This window comes from Streptomyces sp. NPDC096193 (assembly GCF_040302905.1).
In the GTDB taxonomy this organism is placed as follows: Bacteria; Actinomycetota; Actinomycetes; order Streptomycetales; family Streptomycetaceae; genus Streptomyces.
Genome location: NZ_JBEOSJ010000006.1, coordinates 161,592 through 184,209 on the forward strand (window position 1 = coordinate 161,592; position 22,618 = coordinate 184,209).

General features: G+C 71.1%; 18 protein-coding genes. 10 read left to right on the forward strand and 8 right to left on the reverse strand.

Annotated features, from left to right (window positions below; genetic code table 11):
* Nucleotides 1–13: 13 nt before the first annotated feature.
* Nucleotides 14–475 carry an HD domain-containing protein gene (locus ABTX78_RS12345; RefSeq protein WP_352206728.1) on the reverse strand — a complete coding sequence of 154 codons (462 nt, stop codon included), beginning with the start codon at nucleotides 473–475 and terminating at the stop codon, nucleotides 14–16.
* A gap of 361 nt (nucleotides 476–836) precedes the next feature.
* A complete protein-coding gene (locus tag ABTX78_RS12350; protein ID WP_352206729.1) occupies nucleotides 837–1,982 on the reverse strand; it encodes a PP2C family protein-serine/threonine phosphatase in 1,146 nt (381 codons plus the stop codon).
* 106 nt (nucleotides 1,983–2,088) lie between these two features.
* Between ABTX78_RS12350 and ABTX78_RS12355 the strand changes: the two genes are divergently transcribed.
* The gene (locus tag ABTX78_RS12355) at nucleotides 2,089–3,318 is read left to right on the forward strand and encodes a GNAT family N-acetyltransferase (protein ID WP_352206730.1); all 1,230 of its coding nucleotides are present in this window, start codon (nucleotides 2,089–2,091) and stop codon (nucleotides 3,316–3,318) included.
* A gap of 45 nt (nucleotides 3,319–3,363) precedes the next feature.
* Here ABTX78_RS12355 and ABTX78_RS12360 read toward each other — a convergent pair whose 3' ends face one another.
* Together ABTX78_RS12360 and ABTX78_RS12365 are read right to left on the reverse strand one after the other, a co-directional pair.
* Complete coding sequence (locus tag ABTX78_RS12360) at nucleotides 3,364–4,173, reverse strand: Fpg/Nei family DNA glycosylase (protein WP_352206731.1); 810 nt, start codon at nucleotides 4,171–4,173, stop codon at nucleotides 3,364–3,366.
* A gap of 90 nt (nucleotides 4,174–4,263) precedes the next feature.
* On the reverse strand, nucleotides 4,264–4,749 hold the full coding sequence (locus ABTX78_RS12365; RefSeq protein WP_313946315.1) for a ribose-5-phosphate isomerase: 486 nt from the start codon (nucleotides 4,747–4,749) through the stop codon (nucleotides 4,264–4,266).
* A gap of 183 nt (nucleotides 4,750–4,932) precedes the next feature.
* On the opposite strand from ABTX78_RS12365, the gene ABTX78_RS12370 reads away from it, so the two are divergent.
* On the forward strand, nucleotides 4,933–6,426 hold the full coding sequence (locus ABTX78_RS12370; RefSeq protein WP_352206732.1) for an amino acid permease: 1,494 nt from the start codon (nucleotides 4,933–4,935) through the stop codon (nucleotides 6,424–6,426).
* Between the two features lie 493 nt (nucleotides 6,427–6,919).
* On the opposite strand, the gene ABTX78_RS12375 is transcribed toward ABTX78_RS12370, so the two are convergent.
* Complete coding sequence (locus tag ABTX78_RS12375; protein WP_352206733.1) at nucleotides 6,920–7,504, reverse strand: biotin transporter BioY; 585 nt, start codon at nucleotides 7,502–7,504, stop codon at nucleotides 6,920–6,922.
* A gap of 253 nt (nucleotides 7,505–7,757) precedes the next feature.
* Between ABTX78_RS12375 and ABTX78_RS12380 the strand changes: the two genes are divergently transcribed.
* On the forward strand, nucleotides 7,758–9,128 hold the full coding sequence (locus ABTX78_RS12380) for an amino acid permease (RefSeq protein WP_352206734.1): 1,371 nt from the start codon (nucleotides 7,758–7,760) through the stop codon (nucleotides 9,126–9,128).
* Nucleotides 9,129–9,243: 115 nt separating this feature from the next.
* Nucleotides 9,244–10,641, forward strand: coding sequence for an amino acid permease (locus ABTX78_RS12385; protein WP_352206735.1), 1,398 nt, complete (start codon nucleotides 9,244–9,246; stop codon nucleotides 10,639–10,641).
* A gap of 62 nt (nucleotides 10,642–10,703) precedes the next feature.
* Here the strand turns inward: ABTX78_RS12385 and ABTX78_RS12390 are convergent, their stop codons facing one another.
* Together ABTX78_RS12390 and ABTX78_RS12395 are read right to left on the reverse strand one after the other, a co-directional pair.
* Entirely contained in the window at nucleotides 10,704–11,330 is a 627-nt protein-coding gene (locus ABTX78_RS12390; RefSeq protein WP_352206736.1) for a histidine phosphatase family protein, read from the reverse strand.
* Nucleotides 11,327–12,808 (reverse strand): FGGY-family carbohydrate kinase, encoded by a 1,482-nt coding sequence (locus tag ABTX78_RS12395; protein WP_352206737.1) that lies wholly within the window; start codon nucleotides 12,806–12,808, stop codon nucleotides 11,327–11,329. The genes ABTX78_RS12390 and ABTX78_RS12395 overlap by 4 nt, the downstream gene beginning before the upstream one ends.
* Before the next feature lie 206 nt (nucleotides 12,809–13,014).
* On the opposite strand from ABTX78_RS12395, the gene ABTX78_RS12400 reads away from it, so the two are divergent.
* From ABTX78_RS12400 to ABTX78_RS12420, 5 genes are all read left to right on the forward strand, one after another.
* Complete coding sequence (locus ABTX78_RS12400) at nucleotides 13,015–14,217, forward strand: IS110 family RNA-guided transposase (protein WP_352206738.1); 1,203 nt, start codon at nucleotides 13,015–13,017, stop codon at nucleotides 14,215–14,217.
* A 331-nt stretch (nucleotides 14,218–14,548) separates the two neighbouring features.
* A complete protein-coding gene (locus tag ABTX78_RS12405; RefSeq protein ID WP_352206739.1) occupies nucleotides 14,549–15,562 on the forward strand; it encodes a 2-hydroxyacid dehydrogenase in 1,014 nt (337 codons plus the stop codon).
* Between the two features lie 13 nt (nucleotides 15,563–15,575).
* On the forward strand, nucleotides 15,576–17,015 hold the full coding sequence (locus ABTX78_RS12410; RefSeq protein WP_352206740.1) for an FGGY family carbohydrate kinase: 1,440 nt from the start codon (nucleotides 15,576–15,578) through the stop codon (nucleotides 17,013–17,015).
* 96 nt (nucleotides 17,016–17,111) lie between these two features.
* Complete coding sequence (locus ABTX78_RS12415) at nucleotides 17,112–18,185, forward strand: glycerophosphodiester phosphodiesterase family protein (RefSeq protein WP_352206741.1); 1,074 nt, start codon at nucleotides 17,112–17,114, stop codon at nucleotides 18,183–18,185.
* A 120-nt stretch (nucleotides 18,186–18,305) separates the two neighbouring features.
* Nucleotides 18,306–18,941 carry a superoxide dismutase gene (locus tag ABTX78_RS12420; RefSeq protein ID WP_352206742.1) on the forward strand — a complete coding sequence of 212 codons (636 nt, stop codon included), beginning with the start codon at nucleotides 18,306–18,308 and terminating at the stop codon, nucleotides 18,939–18,941.
* A gap of 210 nt (nucleotides 18,942–19,151) precedes the next feature.
* On the opposite strand, the gene ABTX78_RS12425 is transcribed toward ABTX78_RS12420, so the two are convergent.
* Nucleotides 19,152–19,793 (reverse strand): DsbA family oxidoreductase, encoded by a 642-nt coding sequence (locus tag ABTX78_RS12425; RefSeq protein ID WP_352206743.1) that lies wholly within the window; start codon nucleotides 19,791–19,793, stop codon nucleotides 19,152–19,154.
* 127 nt (nucleotides 19,794–19,920) lie between these two features.
* Between ABTX78_RS12425 and pepN the strand changes: the two genes are divergently transcribed.
* On the forward strand, nucleotides 19,921–22,497 hold the full coding sequence (pepN, locus tag ABTX78_RS12430; RefSeq protein WP_352206744.1) for an aminopeptidase N: 2,577 nt from the start codon (nucleotides 19,921–19,923) through the stop codon (nucleotides 22,495–22,497).
* Nucleotides 22,498–22,618 lie beyond the last annotated feature (121 nt).

Genomic DNA, 22,618 nt, shown 5'->3' on the forward strand with positions numbered 1-22,618 from the left:
CGGGCCGGACGGCTCAGGAAGCGCCGTCCGGCAGGCCCAACAGGGCGCGTAGCGTCGCGTACTTGGCGGTCAGCCGCTCGCGCGTCTCCTCGTCGAGCAGGGCGAGTCGCGCCGGGTCGGCATTGTGCGCGAGATCGGCCTCTTTGACGAGACGTGCGCCAGGTGTGGCGAGAATGCGCCGGGTGTAGTCCTCCAACGACTCGTCCTCGCCCTTGCTGAGCGCGAGGACCATGTCCTTGACCGACTGCGGCAGCGGGGCCTCGTCCAGCCAGGTGCGGCTCAGGACGCCGTCCTCGACGGTGTCGTGCAACCATCCGGCGGCCACCTGTTCGTCGCTGCCGCCCCGCGCGCGTACGCCCTCGGCGACCGCGGCGATGTGCTCCGCGTAGGGGCGGCCCGCCTTGTCCCGCTGGCCCTCGTGAGCCTTGCGTGCGATGGCCTCGACCTCGGCCGGTGTCAGGTACTGCTGGGACATGGTTCCGACTCTACTCGCCACCACCGCGGTGAGGCTGGTGATGAACCTGCCGGCCGGAGTGGCCGCGGCCCGCGTCACCGGCTTCGGCAGGGGCCCGCCGCCACCATCTCCACGACGCCGCCGGACCGCGGAGGGTTGCTGATCCTCGCCACGTCGCGGCGGCGCGGGCCCGGACGAGCGGCTCGCGCCGTTCGTCGCCGGCCATGTGCCGGTCCTCGCGGTCCTCGCGGTCCTCGCGGTCCTCGCGGTCCTCGGCCCGCCGACCACGGGACGGTGGCATCGGCCCGCGCGCATCCTGCCGGGGCCGGGACGACGGGAGCGGGAAGCGGGCGCGAGCGCAGGCGCGGCAATACCGCCGTCGTCAGGCCTGCCGGCACAGCAGAAGCAGTGCCCGGTCGTCGTTGACGTCCTTGGCGACCGCCTCGATCAGATGCCAGGCGGCGCCCTCGAAGCCGGAGGCCACATAGCGGTCGGCCTCGCCCGTGAGGCGGTCGATGCCCTCGCTGATGTCCTTGTCCGACGCCTCCACCAGGCCGTCGGTGTAGAGCATCAGCACGTCCCCGGGGCGCAGGGCGCCCTTCACGGGGTCGAACTGCGCCCCCGCGTAGATGCCGAGGAGCGGCCCCTCCGCGCCCTTCTCCTCCCAGCGGCCGCTTCCCGCGTGCAGTTGCATGGCCGGCAGATGCCCGGCCGACAGCAGTTCGTAGTCGCCGGAGTCCAGGTCCAGGACGAGATGGATCGAGGTCGCGAAGCCCTCTTCCCAGTCCTGCCGCAGCAGATAGCCGTTCGCCGCGGGCAGGAAGCCGTGCGGCGGCAGTGAGCCGAGCAGTCCGCCGAAGGCGCCGGACAGCAGCAGTGCGCGGGAGGCCGCGTCCATGCCCTTGCCCGAGACGTCGGTGAGGACGACCTCCAGGGTCCGCCCGCCGTTCGTCCGGGCGGCGACGACGAAGTCACCGGAGAAGGACTGACCGCCCGCCGGGCGCAGCGCCATCTCGCGGTGCCAGCCCTTCGGCAGCCGCGGCAGGGCGCTCTGTACCCGGATGCGTTCGCGCAGGTCGAAGAGCATGGTCCCGCCGCGCCGCCAGGGCACACCCACGCGCGCCCGGAACTGCGCGATCAGCAGCCCGAAGAACCCGCAGGCGGCGACCACCAGCACGGTGCCGGGAGTGACCCGGGCCGCGCCCTCGGTGTACGGGCCGAGGGCGACCGACTCGACGATGAGTCCCGCGGCGCAGGCGGCGTACAGCCCCAGCAGGCTCGCGGGCCGCAGCAGCAGGGCGCCGGCCACGATCGGCAGCACCAGGGCGGCCGGCGAGACCCACACCGGCATCGCGATCGTGCCCCAGGTGAGCGCGGGCACGGTCAGCATCAGTCCACCGAGCGCGATCCAGTCGGAACCGTCGCCCCGGAAGTAGTCGACTCCCGACTTGCGCAGCGCGATGCGTGCCCGGTGCACTGCCTTGTGCATCCGGGCCCTGAGGGTGTCTGCTGCATTGCCGTGGGCCATTGTCGTGGACCCTATCCACCCGTTCGCCATCCGTGCAGGGGGACCCCGGTGACAATGCGTTCGAAATCGGGTCGCCGTGCCGCTCCTGCCCTGGTAGGCATGGCTTATGACGACAGAGCTACGGGTCCTGCGCCCGGCCGAATGGGACGCGTGGTACGGGGAGTTGGAACTGGCATTCGGGGGTGCTGGTGAGGCTCCCGAGGAACGCGAACTGTGGCAGTCACTGACCGAGTACGAGCGGTCGATCGGCGCCTGGGACGGCGGGGACTGCGTCGGGACCGCGGGGGCGTTCACCTTCCGCCTCTCGGTGCCGGGCGGCGCCCTGGTGCCGGCTGCCGGCGTGACGATGGTGAGCGTCGCGGCGACCCACCGCCGCCGCGGAATCCTCACGGCGATGATGCGCCGCCAACTCGACGACGTCCGCGGCCTGGGCGAGCCCCTGGCCGTGCTCACGGCATCGGAACCGGGCATCTACGGACGGTTCGGGTACGGGGTCGCGACCTGGCAGCTCAAGGCGGAGATCGACACCGTACGGGTACGGCTCTCGGTGCCGGAGGGCACCGACCGGATCCGGCTGCGGCGGGTGAAGCCCGCGGACGCGCGGGCCGAGTGCGAGGCCGTCTACGCCCAACAGGTCACCGCCCGGCCCGGGATCCCGGCCCGCCGGCCCGGCTGGGAGCGGCTGCCGGTCCTCGACCCGCCTGCGGACCGGGAGGGCGCGTCACCGCTTCAGTGCGTGCTCGCCGAGCGCTCGGGCGAGGTCGTGGGCTACGCGCTGTTCCACAACAAGGCCTCGTGGACCTCGGCGGGGCCCGACGGCACGATCCTGCTCCAGCATCTCGACGCCCTGGACCCCCAGGCCTACGCGGCGCTGTGGCAGTTCCTCTTCGGCATCGACCTGACGGCGACGGTGCAGGTGATGAACCGCCCGGTGGACGACCCCTGGCAGCATCTCGTCTCCGACGTCCGCCGGTGCAACGTACGGCTTCGGGAATCACTGTTCGTACGGCTCGTCGACCTGGGTGCGGCTCTGGAGGCGCGGACCTACCGGACGCCCGTCGATGTCGTCCTGGACGTCGAGGACACCTTCTGCCCGTGGAACGCCGGACGCTGGCGGCTGACCGGCGATGCCAAGGGCGCGTCCTGCAAGCGGACGGAGGAGGGTGCCGATCTGGCCTTGTCCGTACGGGAGTTGGGCTCGGCCTATCTCGGCGGGATCTCGCTGACCGCACTGGCCGGCGCGGGCCGGGTGCGCGAACTGCGGCAGGGGGCGCTGGCGGAGGCGTCCTCAGCGTTCGGCAGCGACGTGGCGCCCTGGCTGCCGCACGGGTTCTGACCCGCCGCCCGGCCGGTCGGGGTCGCCGCGCGCGGCGGCCCGGGATCACCGTGTCTGGCAGGCCGGGCACCAGAAAAGATTGCGTGCGGCGAGACCGGCGGTGCGGATCTCGCCGCCGCAGACATGGCAGGGCTGTTGAGCCCGACGGTAGACATAGACCTCGCCGCCGTGGTCGTCGACGCGCGGCGGGCGGCCCATGGCCTCCGGGGTGTGCTCGGGGCGAACCGTGTCGATGCGGTTGTTGCGTACGCCCTCGTGCATCAGCTCCACGAGGTCGGCCCAGACGGCGTCCCATTCGGCGCGGGTGATGTCCCTGCCCGCGCGGTAGGGGTCGATGCCGTGCCGGAAGAGGACCTCGGCGCGGTAGACGTTGCCGACACCGGCGATGATCTTCTGATCCATCAGCAGGGCGGCGATCGTGGTGCGGGAGCGGGAGATGCGCGCCCAGGCCTTCTCCGGGTCGTCGCCGTCCCGCAGCGGGTCGGGGCCCAGGCGGTCGTGTATCGCCGCCTTCTCACCGTCCGTGATCAGCGAGCAGGTCGTGGGGCCGCGCAGATCGACGTACGCGTCGGCATCCGCGAGGCGCAGCCGGACGGTGTCGGTGGGCGGCGGAGCGGGTGTCGCGCCGAAGTCCACGCGCCCGAAGAGGCCGAGGTGGATGTGGATCCAGCCGCTCACGCCGAAACCGAGGAAGAGGTGCTTGCCGTGCGCCTCGCAACGGTCCATGACCTGGCCGTCGAGCAGCGTCGCGGCATCGGAGAACTTGCCCTGCGGGCTGCTGACGCGGACGGGCCGGTCCAGGAAACGCTCGCGGTGATCCGCCGCAAGGCGGTGAATCGTATGCCCTTCGGGCACGGCGGGTCTCTCCTGTGAACGGGCAGGCCGGAAGCGGCCTGCCCGGCGGTCGTGGGCCGGATCGCGTGGGGCGGTGGGGTGGGCCCCCTGTCACCGCTCCGGGTGGTGCGCGGGGATCGGGGGCAGTTCGCCGGTCGCCTCGTACGCGCTGAGCATCTCGATGCGGCGGGTGTGGCGCTCCTCACCCGAGTACGGGGTGTTGAGGAAGATCTCGACGAACTTCGTCGACTCCTCCGTCGTGTGCATCCGGCCACCGATGGAGATGACGTTGGCGTCGTTGTGCTCCCGGCCGAGCGCGGCGGTCTGCTCGCTCCAGGCGAGGGCCGCGCGGACACCCTTCACCTTGTTCGCGGCGATCTGCTCGCCGTTGCCGGAGCCGCCGATCACGATGCCGAGGCTCCCGGGGTCCGCGGCCGTCTTCTCCGCGGCGCGCAGGCAGAACGGCGGGTAGTCGTCCTGGGCGTCGTAGATGTGGGGACCGCAGTCGACGGCCTCGTGGCCGTGAGCGGTGAGCCACTCGACGAGGTGGTTCTTGAGTTCGAAGCCGGCATGGTCGGAACCGAGGTACACGCGCATGTTCCGAAGTGTGGCACGCGAGGGGCCGGGTAGCCGTCAGCGGGGTCAGGACCCACTGGGGCCGCCGGCTTCCGCTTATCACCCCGACCTAACGATCCGGAGACAGGTCTTCCGCGATCCGACGACGCGGGTTTGAATGCGGGGGCTCGTGACCCGAGTGCTCTCAAACCTAAGGAATCGTCCATGACCTCGCAGCAGACCCTTACGAAGGAAGGCGGAAACCCCGAAGAACCGGGGAACCCGCAGCCTTCGTCCGGTCTCCAGGCCGGTCTCAAGAACCGGCATCTGTCCATGATCGCCATCGGCGGCGTGATCGGCGCCGGGCTGTTCGTCGGCTCCGGTTCCGGCATCGCCGCGGCGGGTCCGGCCATCCTTCTGTCGTACGCGCTCGTCGGCACGATGGTCGTCTTCGTGATGCGGATGCTGGGCGAGATGGCTGCCGCCAACCCGACCTCCGGGTCGTTCTCCGCCTACGCGGACCGGGCGCTCGGCCGCTGGGCCGGCTTCTCGATCGGCTGGCTGTACTGGTTCTTCTGGGTCGTGGTGCTGGCGGTCGAGGCGACCGCCGGTGCCGTGATCCTGGAGAGCTGGATACCCGCCGTACCGCAGTGGGCATGGGCACTGATCGTGATGGTCGTGCTGACCGCGACCAATCTCGCGTCGGTGGCCTCGTACGGCGAGTTCGAGTTCTGGTTCGCGGGCATCAAGGTCGTCGCGATCGGCGCCTTCGTGGTCATCGGCCTGCTGGCCGTCTTCGGCGTGCTGCCCGGCTCCGACAACCCGGGCGCGGGCTTCGCGCATCTCACCGATGCCGGCGGATTCTTCCCCGAGGGATACGGAGCGATCCTCACCGGTGTGCTGATGGTCGTCTTCTCCTTCATGGGAAGCGAGATCGTGACGCTGGCCGCGGGCGAGTCCGAGGACCCGCAGAGGGCCGTCACCAAGGCGACGAACAGCGTGATCTGGCGGATCGGCGTCTTCTACCTGGGTTCGATCTTCGTCGTGCTGACGCTGCTGCCGTGGAACGACAAGTCGATCGTCAAGGACGGTTCGTACGTCGCCGCGCTGAACTCGATCGGTATCCCGCACGCGGGCCAGATCATGAACGTCATCGTGCTGACCGCGGTGCTCTCCTGCCTCAACTCGGGTCTCTACACCGCATCGCGCATGGCGTTCTCGCTGGGCCGGCGCGGGGACGCCCCGAAGAGCTTCGCGAAGACGAACTCCCGTGGTGTGCCGAAGGTGGCCATCCTGTCCTCGGTGGTCTTCGGCTTCGTCGCCGTCTTCTTCAACTACCAGTGGCCCGACACCGTCTTCGCGTTCCTGCTCAACTCCTCCGGTGCGGTCGCCCTGTTCGTCTGGCTCGTGATCAGCGTGACCCAGCTGCGCATGCGCGGCATCATCGAGCGCGAGTCGCCCGAGAAGCTCGTCGTGAAGATGTGGCTCTTCCCCGGCCTGACCTGGGCGACGATCGGCATGATCTCGTTCGTGCTCGTCTACATGCTGTTCGACGACGCCGGGCGGGAGCAGGTGCTGCTGTCGTTGCTGGTCGCGGCCGTGGTCATCGCCATCGCCGTCGGGCGTGAGTTCTTCGGACGCCGCGGCCGGTCCGCCGGGCCCGAGGACGCCGCCATCCCCCATCAGAGCGGTGTGAACGACTCCGTCACCCGGTCGTAGGCAGCCGGGCGGCCCGCTGGGAGGCGATGTCGTACCGGACGCCGAACCGGTACGACGTGCCTCCGGTGGTGCAACCGGGCCGGCGGGCACGCCGGTCGGAGCCGTCCTGCGTGAAGAAGTACTCCCGGACGATCGCCGGGTCACCACGGACGTGGTGCGCTCCAGGCGGATCCTGCGGCAGACGGAGCGTCGTGACTGTCGCGCTCGAACTGCTCCCGCCGGGTCAGGAGATCGCCGCCTCGTGCACGTGCGGACGAGGCGGCGATTTCCTGTTGTCCTCGGGCGAGCGGTGGTGGATGTTCGACGGGCTCCTCGCGGTGCGCGGCCGGCTCCGTGACCGGGAGCGAGGCCAGGCCCCCGGCCAAGGGCCCCGCACAGGACGGGACTTCGGGCTCCTCGTCGAAAGCCGCAGGAGTCGCCGTGGACGCAGAAAGAGGCTCGCCCGGGTCGGCGTGACGACCCGGGCGAGCCTCTTCGCGTCAGAGGTGCCGACTCAGCCGCGGCGGCCGATGAGCTTCCAGGCGGTGGGCAGGGCACCCATGGCCAGCGCGGCCTTGAGCGCGTCGCCGATCAGGAAGGGCGTCAGGCCCGCCGCGACGGCCTGGGACAGGCTCATGCCGGTCGCCAGAGCGAGGTAGGGGACGCCCACGGCGTAGATGATCACGGAGCCGACCGCCATGGTGCCCGCGGTGCGCAGCACGGACCGGTCGGCGCCTCGGCGCGCGAGGCCGCCGACGACCGTGGCCGCGAGCAGCATGCCGAGGATGTAGCCGAAGGAGGGCATCGCGTAGCCGGAAGCGCCCTCCGCGAACCACGGCATACCGGCCATGCCGACGACCGCGTACAGCGCGAGGGAGAAGAAGCCGCGGCGGGCTCCGAGCGCGGTGCCGACGAGCAGGGCGGCGAAGGTCTGGCCGGAGACGGGCACCGGGGAGCCGGGGACCGGCACCGAGATCTGGGCCGCTATGCCGGTGAGCGCGGCGCCGCCGACGACAAGGGCGATGTCACGCGCCCGGGAGGCGGGCAGCAGGTCCGCGAGGACCGCTCCCGGGCGGGAGGTGACGGAAGCAGTGCTCATCGGAACTCCGCGGAGGGTGAGGGCAGGCAGGAACAGGCTGACCGTAGCCCAGAGTCGATCTCCCGATCACCGTCAGCCGTCGACAAAGGGCGACGCGTCGCCGTGGTGGGAACCGCACAAAGGACATAGGCCATGTGCTACTTGGCGTGATGCTCGTCACTGAGGTCGCAGGGTGAGGGGGGCGTTTTGCCGTCGAGGGCACGCCCCGGGGAGACTGTAGGGTCCCACCAATCCATCGGAGAGTACGCGCACCATGCACGAGGCCCTGACGACCGACGAGCCGCTCGCCCATCGGCTCAAGCAGCGTCATCTGACCATGCTGGGCCTCGGCGGGGTGATCGGCGCCGGACTGTTCGTGGGTTCGGGCGCGGGGATCGCGGTCGCCGGCCCGGGCATCGTCGTGTCATATCTGATCGCCGGCACGATCGCGATGCTGGTGATGCGGATGCTCGGTGAGATGTCCGCGGCCATGCCGGCCTCCGGTTCGTTCTCGGTGCACGCCGAGAAGGCGATCGGCCGCTGGGCCGGGTTCACCGTGGGCTGGCTCTACTGGTTCCTGCTGGTGGTCGTTCTCGCCGTGGAGGCGACGGCGGCGGCCCGGATCGCGCACGACTGGGCGCCCGCGCTGCCCCAGTGGGGCTGGGTCCTGGTCTTCATGGTGCTCTTCACGCTCGCCAACCTCACCGCCGTGCGGAACTTCGGCGAGTTCGAGTTCTGGTTCGCCGCGCTCAAGGTCGGCGCGATCGTGCTCTTCCTGATCCTCGGCACGCTCGCCGTCTTCGGACTGCTCCCGGACACCGACCCGGTGGGCCTGACCCATCTCACCGGCGACGGGGGCTTTCTGCCCCACGGCTGGGGCGGAGTGATCTCCGGCGTCCTGGCCGTCGTCTTCGCCTTCGGCGGTCTGGAGGTCGTCACCATCGCCGCGGCGGAGACCGACGACCCGGCGCGCGCGGTGGGGCGCGCCGTGCGCAGCGCGGTCGTCCGCATCCTCTTCTTCTATGTGGGCTCGATGCTGGTGATCGTGACCCTGCTGCCGTGGACCGCGCAGCAGGCGGGGCTGAGTCCGTACGTCACCGTGCTCGACTCGATCGGTATTCCGCACGCCGGGCAGATCATGAACATCGTGGTGTTCGTGGCGCTGCTCTCGGCGCTCAACGCCAATCTGTACGGGGCATCCCGGATGGTCTTCTCGCTCGCCGAGCGCGGCGAGGCCCCGCGCGGGCTGCTGAGGATCTCGGGCGGGGGTGTGCCCCGGCGGGCCGTCCTCGCCTCGGTCGCCTTCGGCTTCGTGTCCGTGCTGCTCAATCTGAAGTGGCCCGACTCCGTCTTCCTCTATCTGCTCAACTCGGTCGGTGCGGTACTGCTGTTCGTGTGGGCGCTGATCGCGGTGTCACAGCTGCGGCTGCGGCGGCGGATCGAACGTGAGGCGCCCGGCACCCTGACGCTGCGGATGTGGGCGTTCCCCTGGCTCACCTGGGCCACCCTGGTCGCGATGTGCGGTGTGCTGGTGCTGATGCTCACCGACGACACCGCCCGCCCTCAGGTGCTCTGGTCCGGTGGCGCCGCGGTGGTGGTGCTGATCGTCGCCGGCGTGCGGGAGCTACGGGCACGTCGTGGGTGAGTGTTCACCTTGTGTGAGCATCGTGCCCGTATAGCGGACATGTGTTCCCCGTCAGCGGGTGCTTGCCCAGACTGTGCTGCGCTCCCCCGTCTCAGCTACTGATCAGGGCACGCCCATGTCTCGGACTTCCGCGCCCGCGCCCGCCGACCGTCAGGACGACGTCGCGCTCTCGCACGGACTCAAGCAACGCCACCTGTCGATGATCGCCCTCGGCGGCGTCATCGGCGCCGGTCTCTTCGTCGGGTCCGGTGCGGGCATCGCCGCCGCCGGCCCGTCCATCGTCATCGCCTACGCACTGTCGGGTCTGCTTGTCATGCTCGTGATGCGCATGCTCGGCGAGATGTCCGCGGCGAACCCGGCCTCCGGCTCGTTCTCGGTGCACGCCGAGCGGGCGATCGGCCCCTGGGCGGGCTTCACCGCCGGCTGGTCCTTCTGGTTCCTGCTCTGCGTCGCCGTCGGGCTGGAGGGCATCGGCGCCGCGAAGATCATGACGGGCTGGATGCCCGGCACGCCCGAGTGGGCCTGGGTCGCGCTGTTCATGCTGGTGTTCTGCGCGACGAACCTGGCGGCGGTGAAGAACTTCGGCGAGTTCGAGTTCTGGTTCGCCGCGCTCAAGGTCGGCGCGATCGCGCTGTTCCTCGGTATCGGCGTCCTCGCGATCACCGGCGTCCTGCCGGGCACGGACGCACCGGGAACCGTCAATCTCACGGGAGACGGCGGCTTCCTGCCCAACGGCACCGACGGGCTCGTCGTCGGTCTGCTCGCCTCCGTCTTCGCGTACGGCGGTCTGGAGACGGTCACCATCGCCGCGGCCGAGTCCGAGCACCCGGTCCAGGGCGTCGCGAAGGCCGTCCGCACGGCGATGTGGCGTATCGCCGTCTTCTACATCGGCTCCATGGCCGTCATCGTCACCCTGGTGCCGTGGGACGACCCGAAGGTCGTCGAGAAGGGCCCGTACGTCGCGACCCTCGACCATCTGGGCATCCCGGCGGCCGGTCAGATCATGAACGTGGTGGTGCTCGTCGCGCTGCTCTCCGCGATGAACGCCAACATCTACGGCGCCTCCCGCATGGCCTGCTCACTGGTGGCACGCGGCCAGGGCCCGAAGGCGCTCGGCCGGACGTCCGGCGGGGTGCCGCGTACAGCGGTGCTGGTCTCCTCGGTCTTCGGCTTCGGGTGTGTGCTGCTGAGCTACTGGCGGCCGAACGACGTCTTCATGTGGCTGCTCAACATGATCGGCGCGATCATCCTGGTGGTCTGGATCTTCATCGCGGTCTCCCAGCTGGTGCTCCGCCGCCGGACGGAACGCGAGGACCCCTCGCGGCTGGTGGTGAAGATGTGGCTCTACCCCGTGCTGACGTGGGTGGCACTGGCGGGCATGGCCGCGGTGTTCGTGCTGATGGCGCGCGAGGCGGAGACGCGGACGCAGCTCCTCTACACGGGCGGGCTGACGCTCGCGCTGGCGGCGGTCGGATACGCGCGGCAGGTGCACGCACGCCGTTCGCAGGCCTGATCACGTCCCACTGATCCACTGTCCGTGGCCCGCCCCCGACCGGGGCGGGCCACGGCGCGTCTTCAGCCCCCGGACGGGCCGGTGTCCACCGGCACGTTCAGGGACAGCAGCGCGGCCGTGCCGCCGGACAGACGCAGTTCGCTGAGCGCCGCGTTGCGCAGTGCCGGGAACACCCGCCGGTACGCGGACAGTTCGATGCCCAGCAGCTCGCACAGCACCAGCCGCAGCAGGGTGTTGTGTGCCACCACCAGTACCCGCTGTCCCTCGTGCTCCCGCGCGATCCGGCTCAGCGCGCCCGCTCCTCTGGCCGCCGCCGCCCGTGGGTCCTCCGCCTCGGGGAACGGGTGGGCCGCGGGATCCCTGGTGAACGCCGCCGCCGCGGAGGGGTTCCGGGCGGCGAACTCCGCGAGCGTGCGGCCCTCGACCACACCGAAGTCACACTCCCGCAGGGCGGGTTCGCGCCGCGCCGTCAGCCCGAGCGCCCGGCAGGCGGGTTCGGCCGTCTCGATCGCGCGGGAGACCGTCGAGGTCCACACCGCGTCGACCGGATGCCGCGCCACCCACTGCCCCAACTGCTCGGCCTGTCTGCGGCCTTCGTCGGTGAGGGCGACATCGCTCACCCCGGCGTAGCGGTTCTCGGCGTGCCACACCGTCCGGCCGTGCCGGGCGATCAGCAGGGTCGTACTCATGTCGGCCTCTCCGTGCTTCCTGGGCTCTCTGTACGTGCCGTGCTTCCGGCGTTTCCCGGGGGCTCCGTGTTTCCGGCGCGTCCCGGGGGCTCCGTGTTTCCGGCGCGTCCCGGGTTCTCCGTGCGCGCGCGGGCGTGTGCGGCCAGCGGGCCGGGCAGCCAACCGCGCCGTTCCAGCTCGCCCACCATCGTCAGATACGGCTCGGTGAACCGTTCGCCGCCACGCGGCCGCACCACATGGCGCAGCCGGACCATGCGCTGTGCCGCGTCGGCGACCGTGTCCGCGGCCCCGGCCCCGTACGCGGCGAGTACGGCCATGCCCAGGGCCGGTTCGCTGTACTGCGGGACGCGCACCGGCCGCTGGAGGACCTCGGCCCGCAGCCGGGTCCAGTAGCCGCTGCGGACCGCGCCGCCGGTGAAGGTCAGCGGGCCGTCGACGGGCGCGCCCAGCAGGTCCAGACAGTCGAGACACAGCCGCTCGGTGAAGGCCACGCCCTGGAGCAGCGCCGCCCAGTGGTCCGCGTCGGAGGCGGGTCTGCCCAGAAGGAAGGCGGTGGCCTCGGGGGCGGTGAAGGGGAACCGTTCGCCCGGGGAGCCCAGCGGATAGGCGACCGCGCCCGCCGGCTCGAAATCCGCGGCGCGCGCGTCGAGGGCTGCCGGGTCGGCGTTCGGGAAGGCGGCGCGCAGCGCCCCGCCGCCGACTCCGGACGCCCCGCCGGGCAGCCAGGTCCCGTCCGCGGACAGATGGCTGTAGACGACGCCGGAGGGGTCGCGCAGCGGCCCGGCCGTGACCCCCTTGAGAACGAGAGTGGTGCCGAGGACCGAGTTCCAGGAGCCGACGGTGAGCGAGCCGGAGGCGATCTGGGCGGCGCATCCGTCGGTCATGCCGGCCACGACCGTCGTACCGGCCGGGATGCCGGTCTCCTCGGCGGCCTCGCGCGACACCTCGCCGAGCGGGGTGCCGGGGCGCACCACGCGGGGCAACACGCCTTCCGGCAGGCCCGGTCCGGCGAAGACACCGCGCTCGGCGTCGTACCCGGTCTTCAGGGCGTGGCTGGAGTCCGTGGGCAGCAGCCGGCCCGCCAGCCGGGCCACGATCAGATCGGCCTGGTGCAGGACGCGTGCCTCGCCCCCGGCGCCGTACTTGCGCAGCAGCCACAGCGCCCGCCCGGGTCCGCGGCCCGGCGCCCTCCCGTCGTCGTACATCAGGGCGGGGGTGAGGGGGTGTCCGCTGCGGTCGGCGAGCAGAACCGTGCCCGAGGTGGAGCAGACGGCCAGGGCGCGGGGACGGTGGCCGTCGCGCAGGGTCTCGCGGGCCGCCGTGCGCACGGCACTCCACCAGTCGTCCGGGCTCTGTTCGTGGCGTACGCCGTCGCGGCGGCCGTTCAGTGGCGCCGAGCCGCTGCCGAGGACCGCGCCGTCGTCGGAGGCGACGACCGCGCGGACGCTCTGGGTGCCGAGATCGATGCCCATCCACATGGCGGCTCCGTAAGTTGTTAGGCGGCCCGGGAGGGCCGGGTGTGGCTGATGGCAGCTTGTCTTGTGTGACTCGGCAGGAGTGGCCGCCCGGCTCTTCGGGGCGCCCTGGCTGCTGATTGAGATGTGCGTTGTAGTCGCTGTTTACGGAGATGACAGCGGGGTGTTCCTCGGGCCGACGGCATGCTGCGCGGAACGAGGAGGGGCGAGTGAGCAAGCGGCGGGCCCGAGTCTGGGCCAGGATCGACGCAGGCAAGGGCCACCACTGGGTTGCGGTGGTCGACGAGGCCGGTGCCACGCTGTGGTCAAAGCAGATCGACAACGACGAGTCGGCAATTCTGGCCGCGCTCGTCGAGATCCTGGACCTGGCGGGCGAGGTCTACTGGGCGGTGGACATCTCTGGGACGTCGTCCGCGCTGCTGCTGGCCCTGCTGGCAGTCCATGGCCAGCGTGCCGTCTACGTGCCCGGTCGGACGGTCAACCGTATGTCGGGCGCCTACCGAGGCGAGGCGAAAACCGATGCTCGCGATGCCTACGTCATCGCCGAGACTGCGCGTCACCGCCGGGACTTCGCCGCCATTGACGTGCCCGCCCAACTGGCCGCCGACCTCGCGCTGCTGACTGCCCACCGCACCGACCTCGTGGCCGACCGGGTGCGGATGATCAACCGCCTGCGGGACGTGCTGACCGGTATCTTCCCCGCGCTGGAACGAGCCTTCGACTACAGCGCGCAGAAGGGTGCACTCGTGCTGTTGACCGGTTACCAGACGCCGGCCGCGATCCGCCGCCGCGGCCGCGCCCGACTGACGGCCTGGCTGACCAACCGCAATGTCCGAAGCGCCGACGCGGTCGCCGCGACCGCGCTGGAGGCTGCGCAGGCCCAGCAGACCGCGCTGCCTGGGGAGGACGTCGCCGCGCAGATCGTCGCCGACTTTGCGGCGCAGATCCTGGCCCTGGACGACCGGTTGAAGCGGATCGACAAGCAGATCCGCGAGACGTTCCGCAGCCACCCGCAGGCGGAGATCATCGAGTCCCTGCCCGGCATGGGCCCGATACTCGGGGCCGAGTTCGTCGTCGCGGCAGGCGACCTGTCGGCCTACACCGACGCCGGTCACCTGGCTTCGGCGGCCGGGCTGGTGCCGGTCCCGCGCGACTCCGGCCGCCGCACCGGCAACCTTCATCGCCCGAAGCGCTACAGCCGCCGACTGCGCAGGGTGTTTTACCTCTCCGCGCAGACCAGCATCATCCGCGAAGGACCGAACCGGGACTTCTACCTCAAGAAGCGCGGCGAGGGCTGCAAGCACGTCCAGGCCGTAATCGCTCTGGCCCGCCGACGGGCGAGCGTGTTGTGGGCGCTGCTGCGTGACGGACGGGTCTTCACCGCCGCCCCGCCCGTCACGCAAGCGGCTTGACATCGTCATTGAGACTCCTTCCGTGGGCCTCTCACTGTGCACCGGCGGAAGGGCGTGCCGGAGGGATTGACGCTCCCGAGCCGCTGTCCCACGCTCGGTTGACCGGTCGGCGGACGCTGCGGCGTCCGTGCGTCGTCCGGTGCCGGCCGCGCGCCGTCCACCGGACGGGGTGCGGCGGCGGCTACGATCCGCTGCGTTCCTCCTTCCCCGGCCGCGCGCGTGGCGGCCGTGCGGTCGGTGCACGAGCACAAGGTCCCTTGTCAGGTCTGCGCTCAGGGCCGTTGGAAGGCGCCCCGGCACAGGCCGCGTACGACCCCCGCGGAGGCACTGCATGAAAGTCCTGGCTGCCGGCGACCACTTCGTCCTCAACTCCCTGATCGCCGAGGCCCTGCGCCACGATCTCGCCGGCTCCCCGCCCGACCTGACCGAGCTCACGCTGCCGTGGCCGCTCGAACCCTTCGGCAGGGTCGCCGAGGTCGACGAGGCGAGCGACGTCGAGGACGCGCTGATCGAGGCGCTCGACGGGGTGGAGGTGTGCGTGACGCAGATGGCTCCCTTCACCGAGCGGGTACTCGCCGCGTCGCCCTCGCTGCGGATGATCGCCGTCTGCCGCGGCGGCCCGGTCAACGTCAACACCGAGGCGGCCGGGGCGCGGGGCGTCAAGGTCTGCTTCGCGCCCGGCCGCAACGCCGCCTCCACCGCGGAGTTCACCGTGGGGCTGATGGTGGCGGCCCTGCGCTCGATCCCCGAGGCGCACAACGCGCTGACCGGCAAGGCCGGCTGGGACGGCACGTACTACACGTACGAGCGCAGCGGTCTGGAGCTGGAGGACACCCCGGTCGGTCTGGTCGGTTACGGCGCGGTGGGCAGCCGGGTCGCGCGGGTGCTGTGCGCGTTCGGCGCCGAGGTGGAGGTCTACGACCCGTATGTGCGCGGCGATCTGCACGGCATGCGCGCGCCGACCCTGGACGCGCTGCTCTCCCGCTCCCGTGTCGTCACCCTGCACGCCCGCCTCACCCCCGAGACCCAGGGGCTGATCGGCGCCCGTGAACTGGCCCTGATGCCCCGCGGATCGGTGCTGGTCAACGCGGCACGGGGCGGGCTCGTGGACACCGGAGCGCTGTGCGACGCGCTGGACGACGGGCAGCTGGCCGCCGCCGCGCTCGACACCTACGAACAGGAGCCGCCGTCGCCAGGCTCACGGCTGTTCGACACCCCGAACCTCGTGCTCACCCCACATCTGGGCGGCGCGAGCCGTGCCGTCGCCCGCAAGGCCGCCGCCATCGCGGCGGCGGAGGTGGCCCGCTACGTCCGCGGAGAACCGCTCGCGCACTGCCTCACCTGAGAGGACTTCTGCGATGACAGCCACGGCAGCCACGCCGGCGTACGTCGGGATCGATGTGGGCACATCGGCGGTGAAGGCGGCGGCCTTCGACGCCGGGGGCCGTACGCTCACGGTCGAGTCCCGGCCGGTCGGTCTCGACATCGGCGACGGCCGGGTCGAGCAGGACATGGACGAGGTGTACGGCGCGGTCGTGGACGTCCTGGCCGCGGTGACGGCCGCCGTGCCGGGGCGCCTCGAGCTGATCGGGCTCACCGGGCAGGGTGACGGCGTCTGGCTGGTCGACGACGCCGGCCGACCGGTGCGGCCCGCGATCTCCTGGATGGACGGCCGCGCGCATGCCCTGGTCGACGCCTGGCAGGAGTCGGGGGTCCTCGCGTCGGTGTTCCGGCGCAACGGCGGTGCGATGTTCCCCGGGTCCCCCGGCCCGGTGCTCGCCTGGCTGGACCGGCACGAGCCCGCGTCGCTGGACGCGGCGTCGGCCGCCCTGTCCTGCAAGGACATGGTCTTTCAGCGGCTGACGGGCACCCGGGCGACGGACGTCTCGGACGCGTCCATGCCGTTCCTCGACCCCCGCAGCCGCACCTACGACGACGCGGTGCTGAAAGCGCTGGGGATCGCCCACCGCCGGAGGCTGCTGCCGGAGGTCAGCGACCCCGCCGCGACCGGCGAACTCGCCTCGGGGACGCGGATCACGAGCGGCCCCTACGATCTGGCCGCCTGCGCGCTCGGCGCGGGTGTCACCTCCCCGGGCGACGGTCTGCTGATCGTCGGCACCTGTCTCGCCTCGCTCGTCGCCACCCGCGAGCTGGATCTCACGGGTGAGCCCGCCGGGCTGTACATCTCCACCGACCGCAGGGGGCGGTGGCTGCGCGCGATGCCGGCGATGGTCGGCACGGCCGCCCTGGACTGGGTGCTGAGGACCACCGGCGTACGGCACACCGAGGTCGACGCCCTGCTCGACGCCACCCCACCGGGCTCGCACGGGGTACGGGTGCTGCCGTACTTCGCGCCCTCGGGTGAGCGTGCGCCTTTCGTGGAACCGCGGCTGCGGGCCGAGGTGACCGGGGTGTCGCTGGAGTCGACCACGGCGGATCTGGTGCGTGCCACCTGCGAGGGCATCGGGTTCGCGGCCCGGCACTGTCTGGACGCGGCGGGGCTGTCGGGGTCCCTCGCGATCTGCGGCGGCGGCACCCGCTCCCCGGCCTGGATGCGGCTGTTCGCGGAGGTGCTGGGCAGGCCGCTGCGGATCGTCGAGGGCGAGGTCGGAGCGCGCGGCGCCGTGCTGGCGTCGGCGGAGCGGCACGGTGTGGAGCTGGACACCGCCGCCTGGACCGCACCGACCGCGGTCGTCGAACCGGACCCGGAGCGCTCGGAGTTCTACGCGCAGGCCTACGAGGAGCATCTGGAACGGCTGGCCGGCTCACGGGCCCGCGCCCGCGCCGTCCGGACATGACCTGGACACCTCCCATCTCCCCGGCCGCCACCCGGCGTGGCGAGCGTGGTGCTCCGCGTCACCCACCACGACCCCGTGCCTCAGAGGGAGACCCGTATGTCCGCAATGCCGAGACGCCGTTCGGTCCTTCTCGCGGCAGGCGCGGCGACCGCCGCGTCCGCCCTTCCGTCCCCCGCCCTGGCGGCCCGTCAGCGGCCGCGCCCCGGACGTCCGTTGGTGATCGGCCACCGCGGCGCCGCGGGCTGGCGGCCCGAGCACACCGCCGCCTCGTACATCTTCGCCGTCCGGGCGGGTGCCGACTGGATCGAACCGGATCTGGTGCCGACCAAGGACCATGTGCTGGTCGTCCGACACGAGAACGAGATCTCGCAGACGACCGATGTCGCGAAGCGCCCGGAGTTCGCCGGCCGCCGCACCACGAAGACCGTCGACGGGCGGGCGGTGACCGGCTGGTTCACCGAGGACTTCACGCTCACCGAGCTGAAGACCCTGTGGGCCGTCGAGCGTCTTCCCCTGGTCCGCAACCGCAACACCGTCTTCGACGGCACCCAGCGGATCATGACGTTCCAGGAGGTCGTCGATCTCGCCCGCCGGCTGTCCCGGAGCCACGGCCGCACGGTCGCCGTGTTCCCGGAGACCAAGCACCCCACCTACTTCCGCTCGATGGGGCTGCCGCTGGAGCCGGAACTCGTGCGGGTGATGTGGCGCAACAGGCTCGGCGCGCGCGAGTGCGTCGTCCAGTCCTTCGAGCCGTCGAGCCTGTTGCACCTCGCCGAGGCCCGGCTGCGTCTGCCGCTGTGGCAGGCCCTCGGGACCACGGGCGGTCCCTTCGGGCACGACACGACCTACGCGCGGATGATGACGCCGGAGGGACTGCGGAGCATCGCGGAGTACGCGGACTGGATCGGGCCGGACAAGTCCTCCCTCGTCGCGCCCTCTCCCCTCTTGGCGGACGCGCACGCGGCGGGCCTGCGGGTGGGCGCCTACACCTTCCGGGCGGAGAACCAGTTCCTGCCGCAGGCGCTGCGCCGGGGCACGGACCCGAACGGCTTCGGAGACGCGTTCGCCGAGTACGCCCTGCACTACGGATCGGGCGTGGACGCGGTCGTCACCGACTTCCCGGATCTCGCGGTGATCGCTCGGGACGCGGCGGACACCGGGGCGCGGTGACGGTTGCGGGACAGAGCACCGGCGGAAAGTCCTAGGACGTACGCCTGATCACCTCCGGTCCCTCTTGCTGCTAGCGTGCACTTGCATAAGATGTGCAATAAGCAGTCGGAGGGACCGGTCATGGCCATTTACACGCTTCCTGAACTTCCGTACGACTACGCGGCGCTCGAACCGGTCATCAATCCCCTGATCGTCGAGCTCCATCACGACAAGCATCACGCCGCCTACGTCAAGGGCGCCAACGACACCCTGGAGCAGCTGGAGGAGGCGCGCGACAAGGAGGCGTGGGGGACGATCAACGGGCTGGAGAAGAACCTCGCGTTCCATCTGTCCGGCCACATCCTGCACAGCATCTACTGGCACAACATGACCGGTGACGGCGGCGGCGAGCCGCTGGAGAAGGACGGAGTCGGTGACCTCGCGGACGCGATCGCCGAGTCGTTCGGCTCCTTCGCCAAGTTCAAGGCCCAGCTCACCAAGGCCGCCGCGACCACGCAGGGCTCCGGCTGGGGCGTGCTCGCGTACGAGCCGGTCAGCAGGCGGCTGATCGTCGAGCAGGTCTACGACCACCAGGGCAACGTCGGCCAGGGCTCCGTGCCGATCCTGGTCTTCGACGCGTGGGAGCACGCCTTCTATCTCCAGTACAAGAACCAGAAGGTCGACTTCATCGACGCCATGTGGGCGGTCGTCAACTGGCAGGACGTGGCGAAGCGCTACGCCGAGGCCAGGGAGCGCACTCCGCTCATCGCCCCGTGAATCCCTGAACCGCCCCTCGGACGGGGGCACCGGACGTCCTGCTCGTGATCGTCTTCTCAACCTTCGCGCGCGGACGGAATGACGAAGGACCCCCGCGAGGACATGACTCGCGGGGGTCCTTCCGGACCGGGGGCCGGGCCGGGGGCCGTGCCGTCCGGGGGGCGGGACGGCCCCCGGACGGACGACTCGGCGCCGGAGCGACGCCCCGGCTCAGAGGTTGGAGAAGTCCGGGCCCTTGGTGCGGGTGCGCTTGATCTCGTAGAAACCGGGGACCGAGGCCACCAGCAGCGTGCCGTCCCAGAGCTTCGCCGCCTCCTCGCCCTGCGGGGCGGGGGTGACGACGGGACCGAAGAAGGCGATCTGGTTGCCGTCGGCGCCGGGGACCGCGATGACCGGGGTGCCGACGTCCTGGCCGACCTTGTCGATGCCCTCCTGGTGGGAGGCCCGCAGCTCGGCGTCGTACTCGGTGGAGTCGGCGTAGTCCGCCAGCTCGGCCGGGAGACCCACGTCCTTCAGGGCACCGGCGATAGCCTCGGGCGTCGGACCCTCGCCCTGGTTGTGGAAGCGGGTGCCGAGCGCGGTGTAGAGCCGGCCGAGGACCTCGTCGCCGTGCTTCTGCTGGGCCGCGATGACCACCCGGACGGGGCCCCAGGCCTGCTTCATGCCCTCGCGGTAGTCCTCGGGGAGCTCGTCGAGCCTGTGCTCGTTCAGCACCGCCAGGCTCATCACATGCCAGTGGACCTCGATGTCCCGGACCTTCTCCACCTCCAGGACCCAGCGGGAGGTCATCCAGGCCCACGGGCACAGCGGGTCGAACCAGAAGTCCACGGGTGTCTTGCCGTTCTCGGACATGTCTCTCCTCATCGGGAACACGGCGTGCGCCTGGATCGCACAACGCCGCCCGTCACCGGTCGATTCCCGGATACCGGCCGCCAGGTGCACATGGGAAGATCGGTGCTGTCGAACGAGTCACGAAGGAGTGCCCGTGCCCGGTGAGAATCTGTCCCGTGACGAGGCCCGTCGCCGGGCCGAGCTGCTGTCCGTCGACGGGTACGAGGTCTTCCTCGACCTGCGGTCCGCGGTCGGGGAGCTCCCGGAGGGCTCGGGGCCGCGCACCTTCCGTTCGGTGACGACCATCCGGTTCCGCTGCGCACAGCCGGGCGCCTCGGCCTTCGCCGATCTGATCGCCCCGTCCGTCACCGAAGTGACGCTGAACGGCGAGAAGCTGGACGCGGCCGCCGTCTTCGACGGGTCCCGTATCGCGCTGGACTCCCTCGCCGCCGAGAACGTGCTGGTGGTGGACGCCCAGTGCGCGTACAGCCGCACGGGTGAGGGGATGCACCGGTTCGTCGACCCGGAGGACGGCGAGGTCTACCTCTACACCCAGTACGAGCCCGCGGACGCGCGGCGGGTGTTCGCCTGCTTCGAGCAGCCGGACCTCAAGGCACCGTTCCGCTTCGAGGTGACCGCGCCCGAGGCGTGGACCGTCTGGAGCAACGGCGCCGGAGAGCGGGAGGCCGACGGGGTGTGGCGGTTCGCCGGGACCAAGCCGATCTCGACGTACATCACCGCGGTGGTGGCGGGCCCGTACCACTACGTCACCGACCTCTACACCCGCACTCTGGACGACGGCACGACCCTGGAGATCCCGCTCGGCGCCATGTGCCGCAAGGGGCTCGCCCGGCACTTCGACGCCGGTGACATCTTCCTGGTGACCAAGCAGGGCCTGGACTTCTTCCACGACCGGTTCGACTACCCGTACCCCTTCGGCAAGTACGACCAGGCCTTCGTGCCCGAGTACAACATCGGCGCGATGGAGAACCCCGGCTGTGTGACCTTCCGCGAGGAGTTCGTCTTCCGCGGCCAGGTGACCCGGGCCTCCTACGAGCGCCGGGCCAACGTCATCCTGCACGAGATGGCGCACATGTGGTTCGGCGACCTGGTGACCATGGTGTGGTGGGACGACCTGTGGCTGAAGGAGTCCTTCGCGGACTTCATGGGCACCTTCTCCATGGTCGGCGCCACCCGCTTCACCAACGGCTGGATCACCTTCGCCAACAACCGCAAGTCCTGGGCGTACCGAGCCGACCAGCTCCCCTCCACGCACCCGGTCACGGCCGACATCCGCGACCTGGAGGCCGCCAAGCTCAACTTCGACGGGATCACCTACGCCAAGGGCGCGTCCGTCCTCAAGCAACTGGTGGCGTACGTCGGGCAGGACGCCTTCCTGGAGGGCGCCCGCCGGTACTTCAAGCGGCACGCGTACGGCAACAGCCGGCTCGGCGATCTGCTCTCCGTGCTGGAGGAGACGTCCGGGCGCGACATGGCCGCGTGGTCGCGCTCCTGGCTGGAGACCGCCGGGGTCAACTCCCTGACCCCGCTGGTGACCTGTGACGCCGCCGGCCGGATCACCGAGCTCGCCGTCCTCCAGGACGGCGACCAACCCCGGCCCCACCGGGTGGCGGTGGGCCTCTACCGACGCGAGGACGGCGACCTGGTGCGCTACGCACGCGCCGAGGTCGATGTCACCGGCGCCTCGACGGCCGTCGACGAACTGGCCGGTGAGGAGCGGCCGGAGCTCGTCCTGGTGAACGACGAGGACCTGACCTACTGCAAGATCCGCTTCGACGAGAGCTCGCTCGCCACTCTGCGCGCCCACCTCGGCGATCTCACCGACCCTCTGGCGCGGGCGCTGTGCTGGTCGGCGCTGTGGAACCTCACCCGGGACGCGCTGATGCCCACGCGCGACTTCGTGGACCTGGTACTCCGGTTCGCCGGCCGGGAGTCGGACATCGGCGTGCTGCAGATGCTGCACGCCTGGGCCCGCTCGGCGCTGGTGCACTACGCGGCGCCCGAGTGGCGCGAGGAGGGCGGCCGGCTGCTCGCCGAGGGCGCGCTGCGCGAGCTTCGGGTCGCCGAGCCGGGCAGCCAGCACCAGCTGACCTGGGCGCGGTTCTTCGCGACGACGGCCGCCTCGGCAGCCGATCTCCAGCTCATCCAGGGCGTGTTGGCGGGCACGGCGAAGATCGACGGCCTCGATGTGGACCAGGAGCTGCGCTGGGCCTTCCTGCTGCCGCTGGCCTCGCACGGGGTCGCGGACGAGGCGGAGATCGCGGCGGAACTGGCCCGCGACGACACCGCGTCGGGCAGGCGCCACCAGGTGCGCTGCCTCGCCGCCCGCCCCTCTCCCGCCGTCAAGGACCAGGCGTGGGCGCAGGTCGTCGAGTCGGACGCGCTCTCCAACGCCATGGTGGAGGCCACGATCTCGGGCATGGTGCAGCCGAACCAGCGCGAGCTGCTGGCGCCGTACGCATCCGCCTACTTCGCGGTCGTCGCACGGGTGTGGGAGGAGCGCTCCATCCAGATCGGCATGGACATCGTGCGGGGGCTCTACCCCTCGCTCCAGGACAACGCCTCCACCCTGGCCGCGACGGACGCCTGGCTGTCCGCGCACGAGGACGCGCCGCCCGCGCTGCGCCGGCTCGTCCTGGAGTCCCGGGACGATCTCGCACGCGCGCTCCGCGCTCAGGAGTGCGACGCGGCGGCGGCGCTGTGACCTGCCGGACCACGGGCGTACCCCCGTTCGGGGGAACCGTACTCGGCTGTCGAACGTCCGTACTTTAGGACGGCGTTGTCCTGAATTGTCGACGAGCGTGTAACAGCGGTTAGCGAGGGGG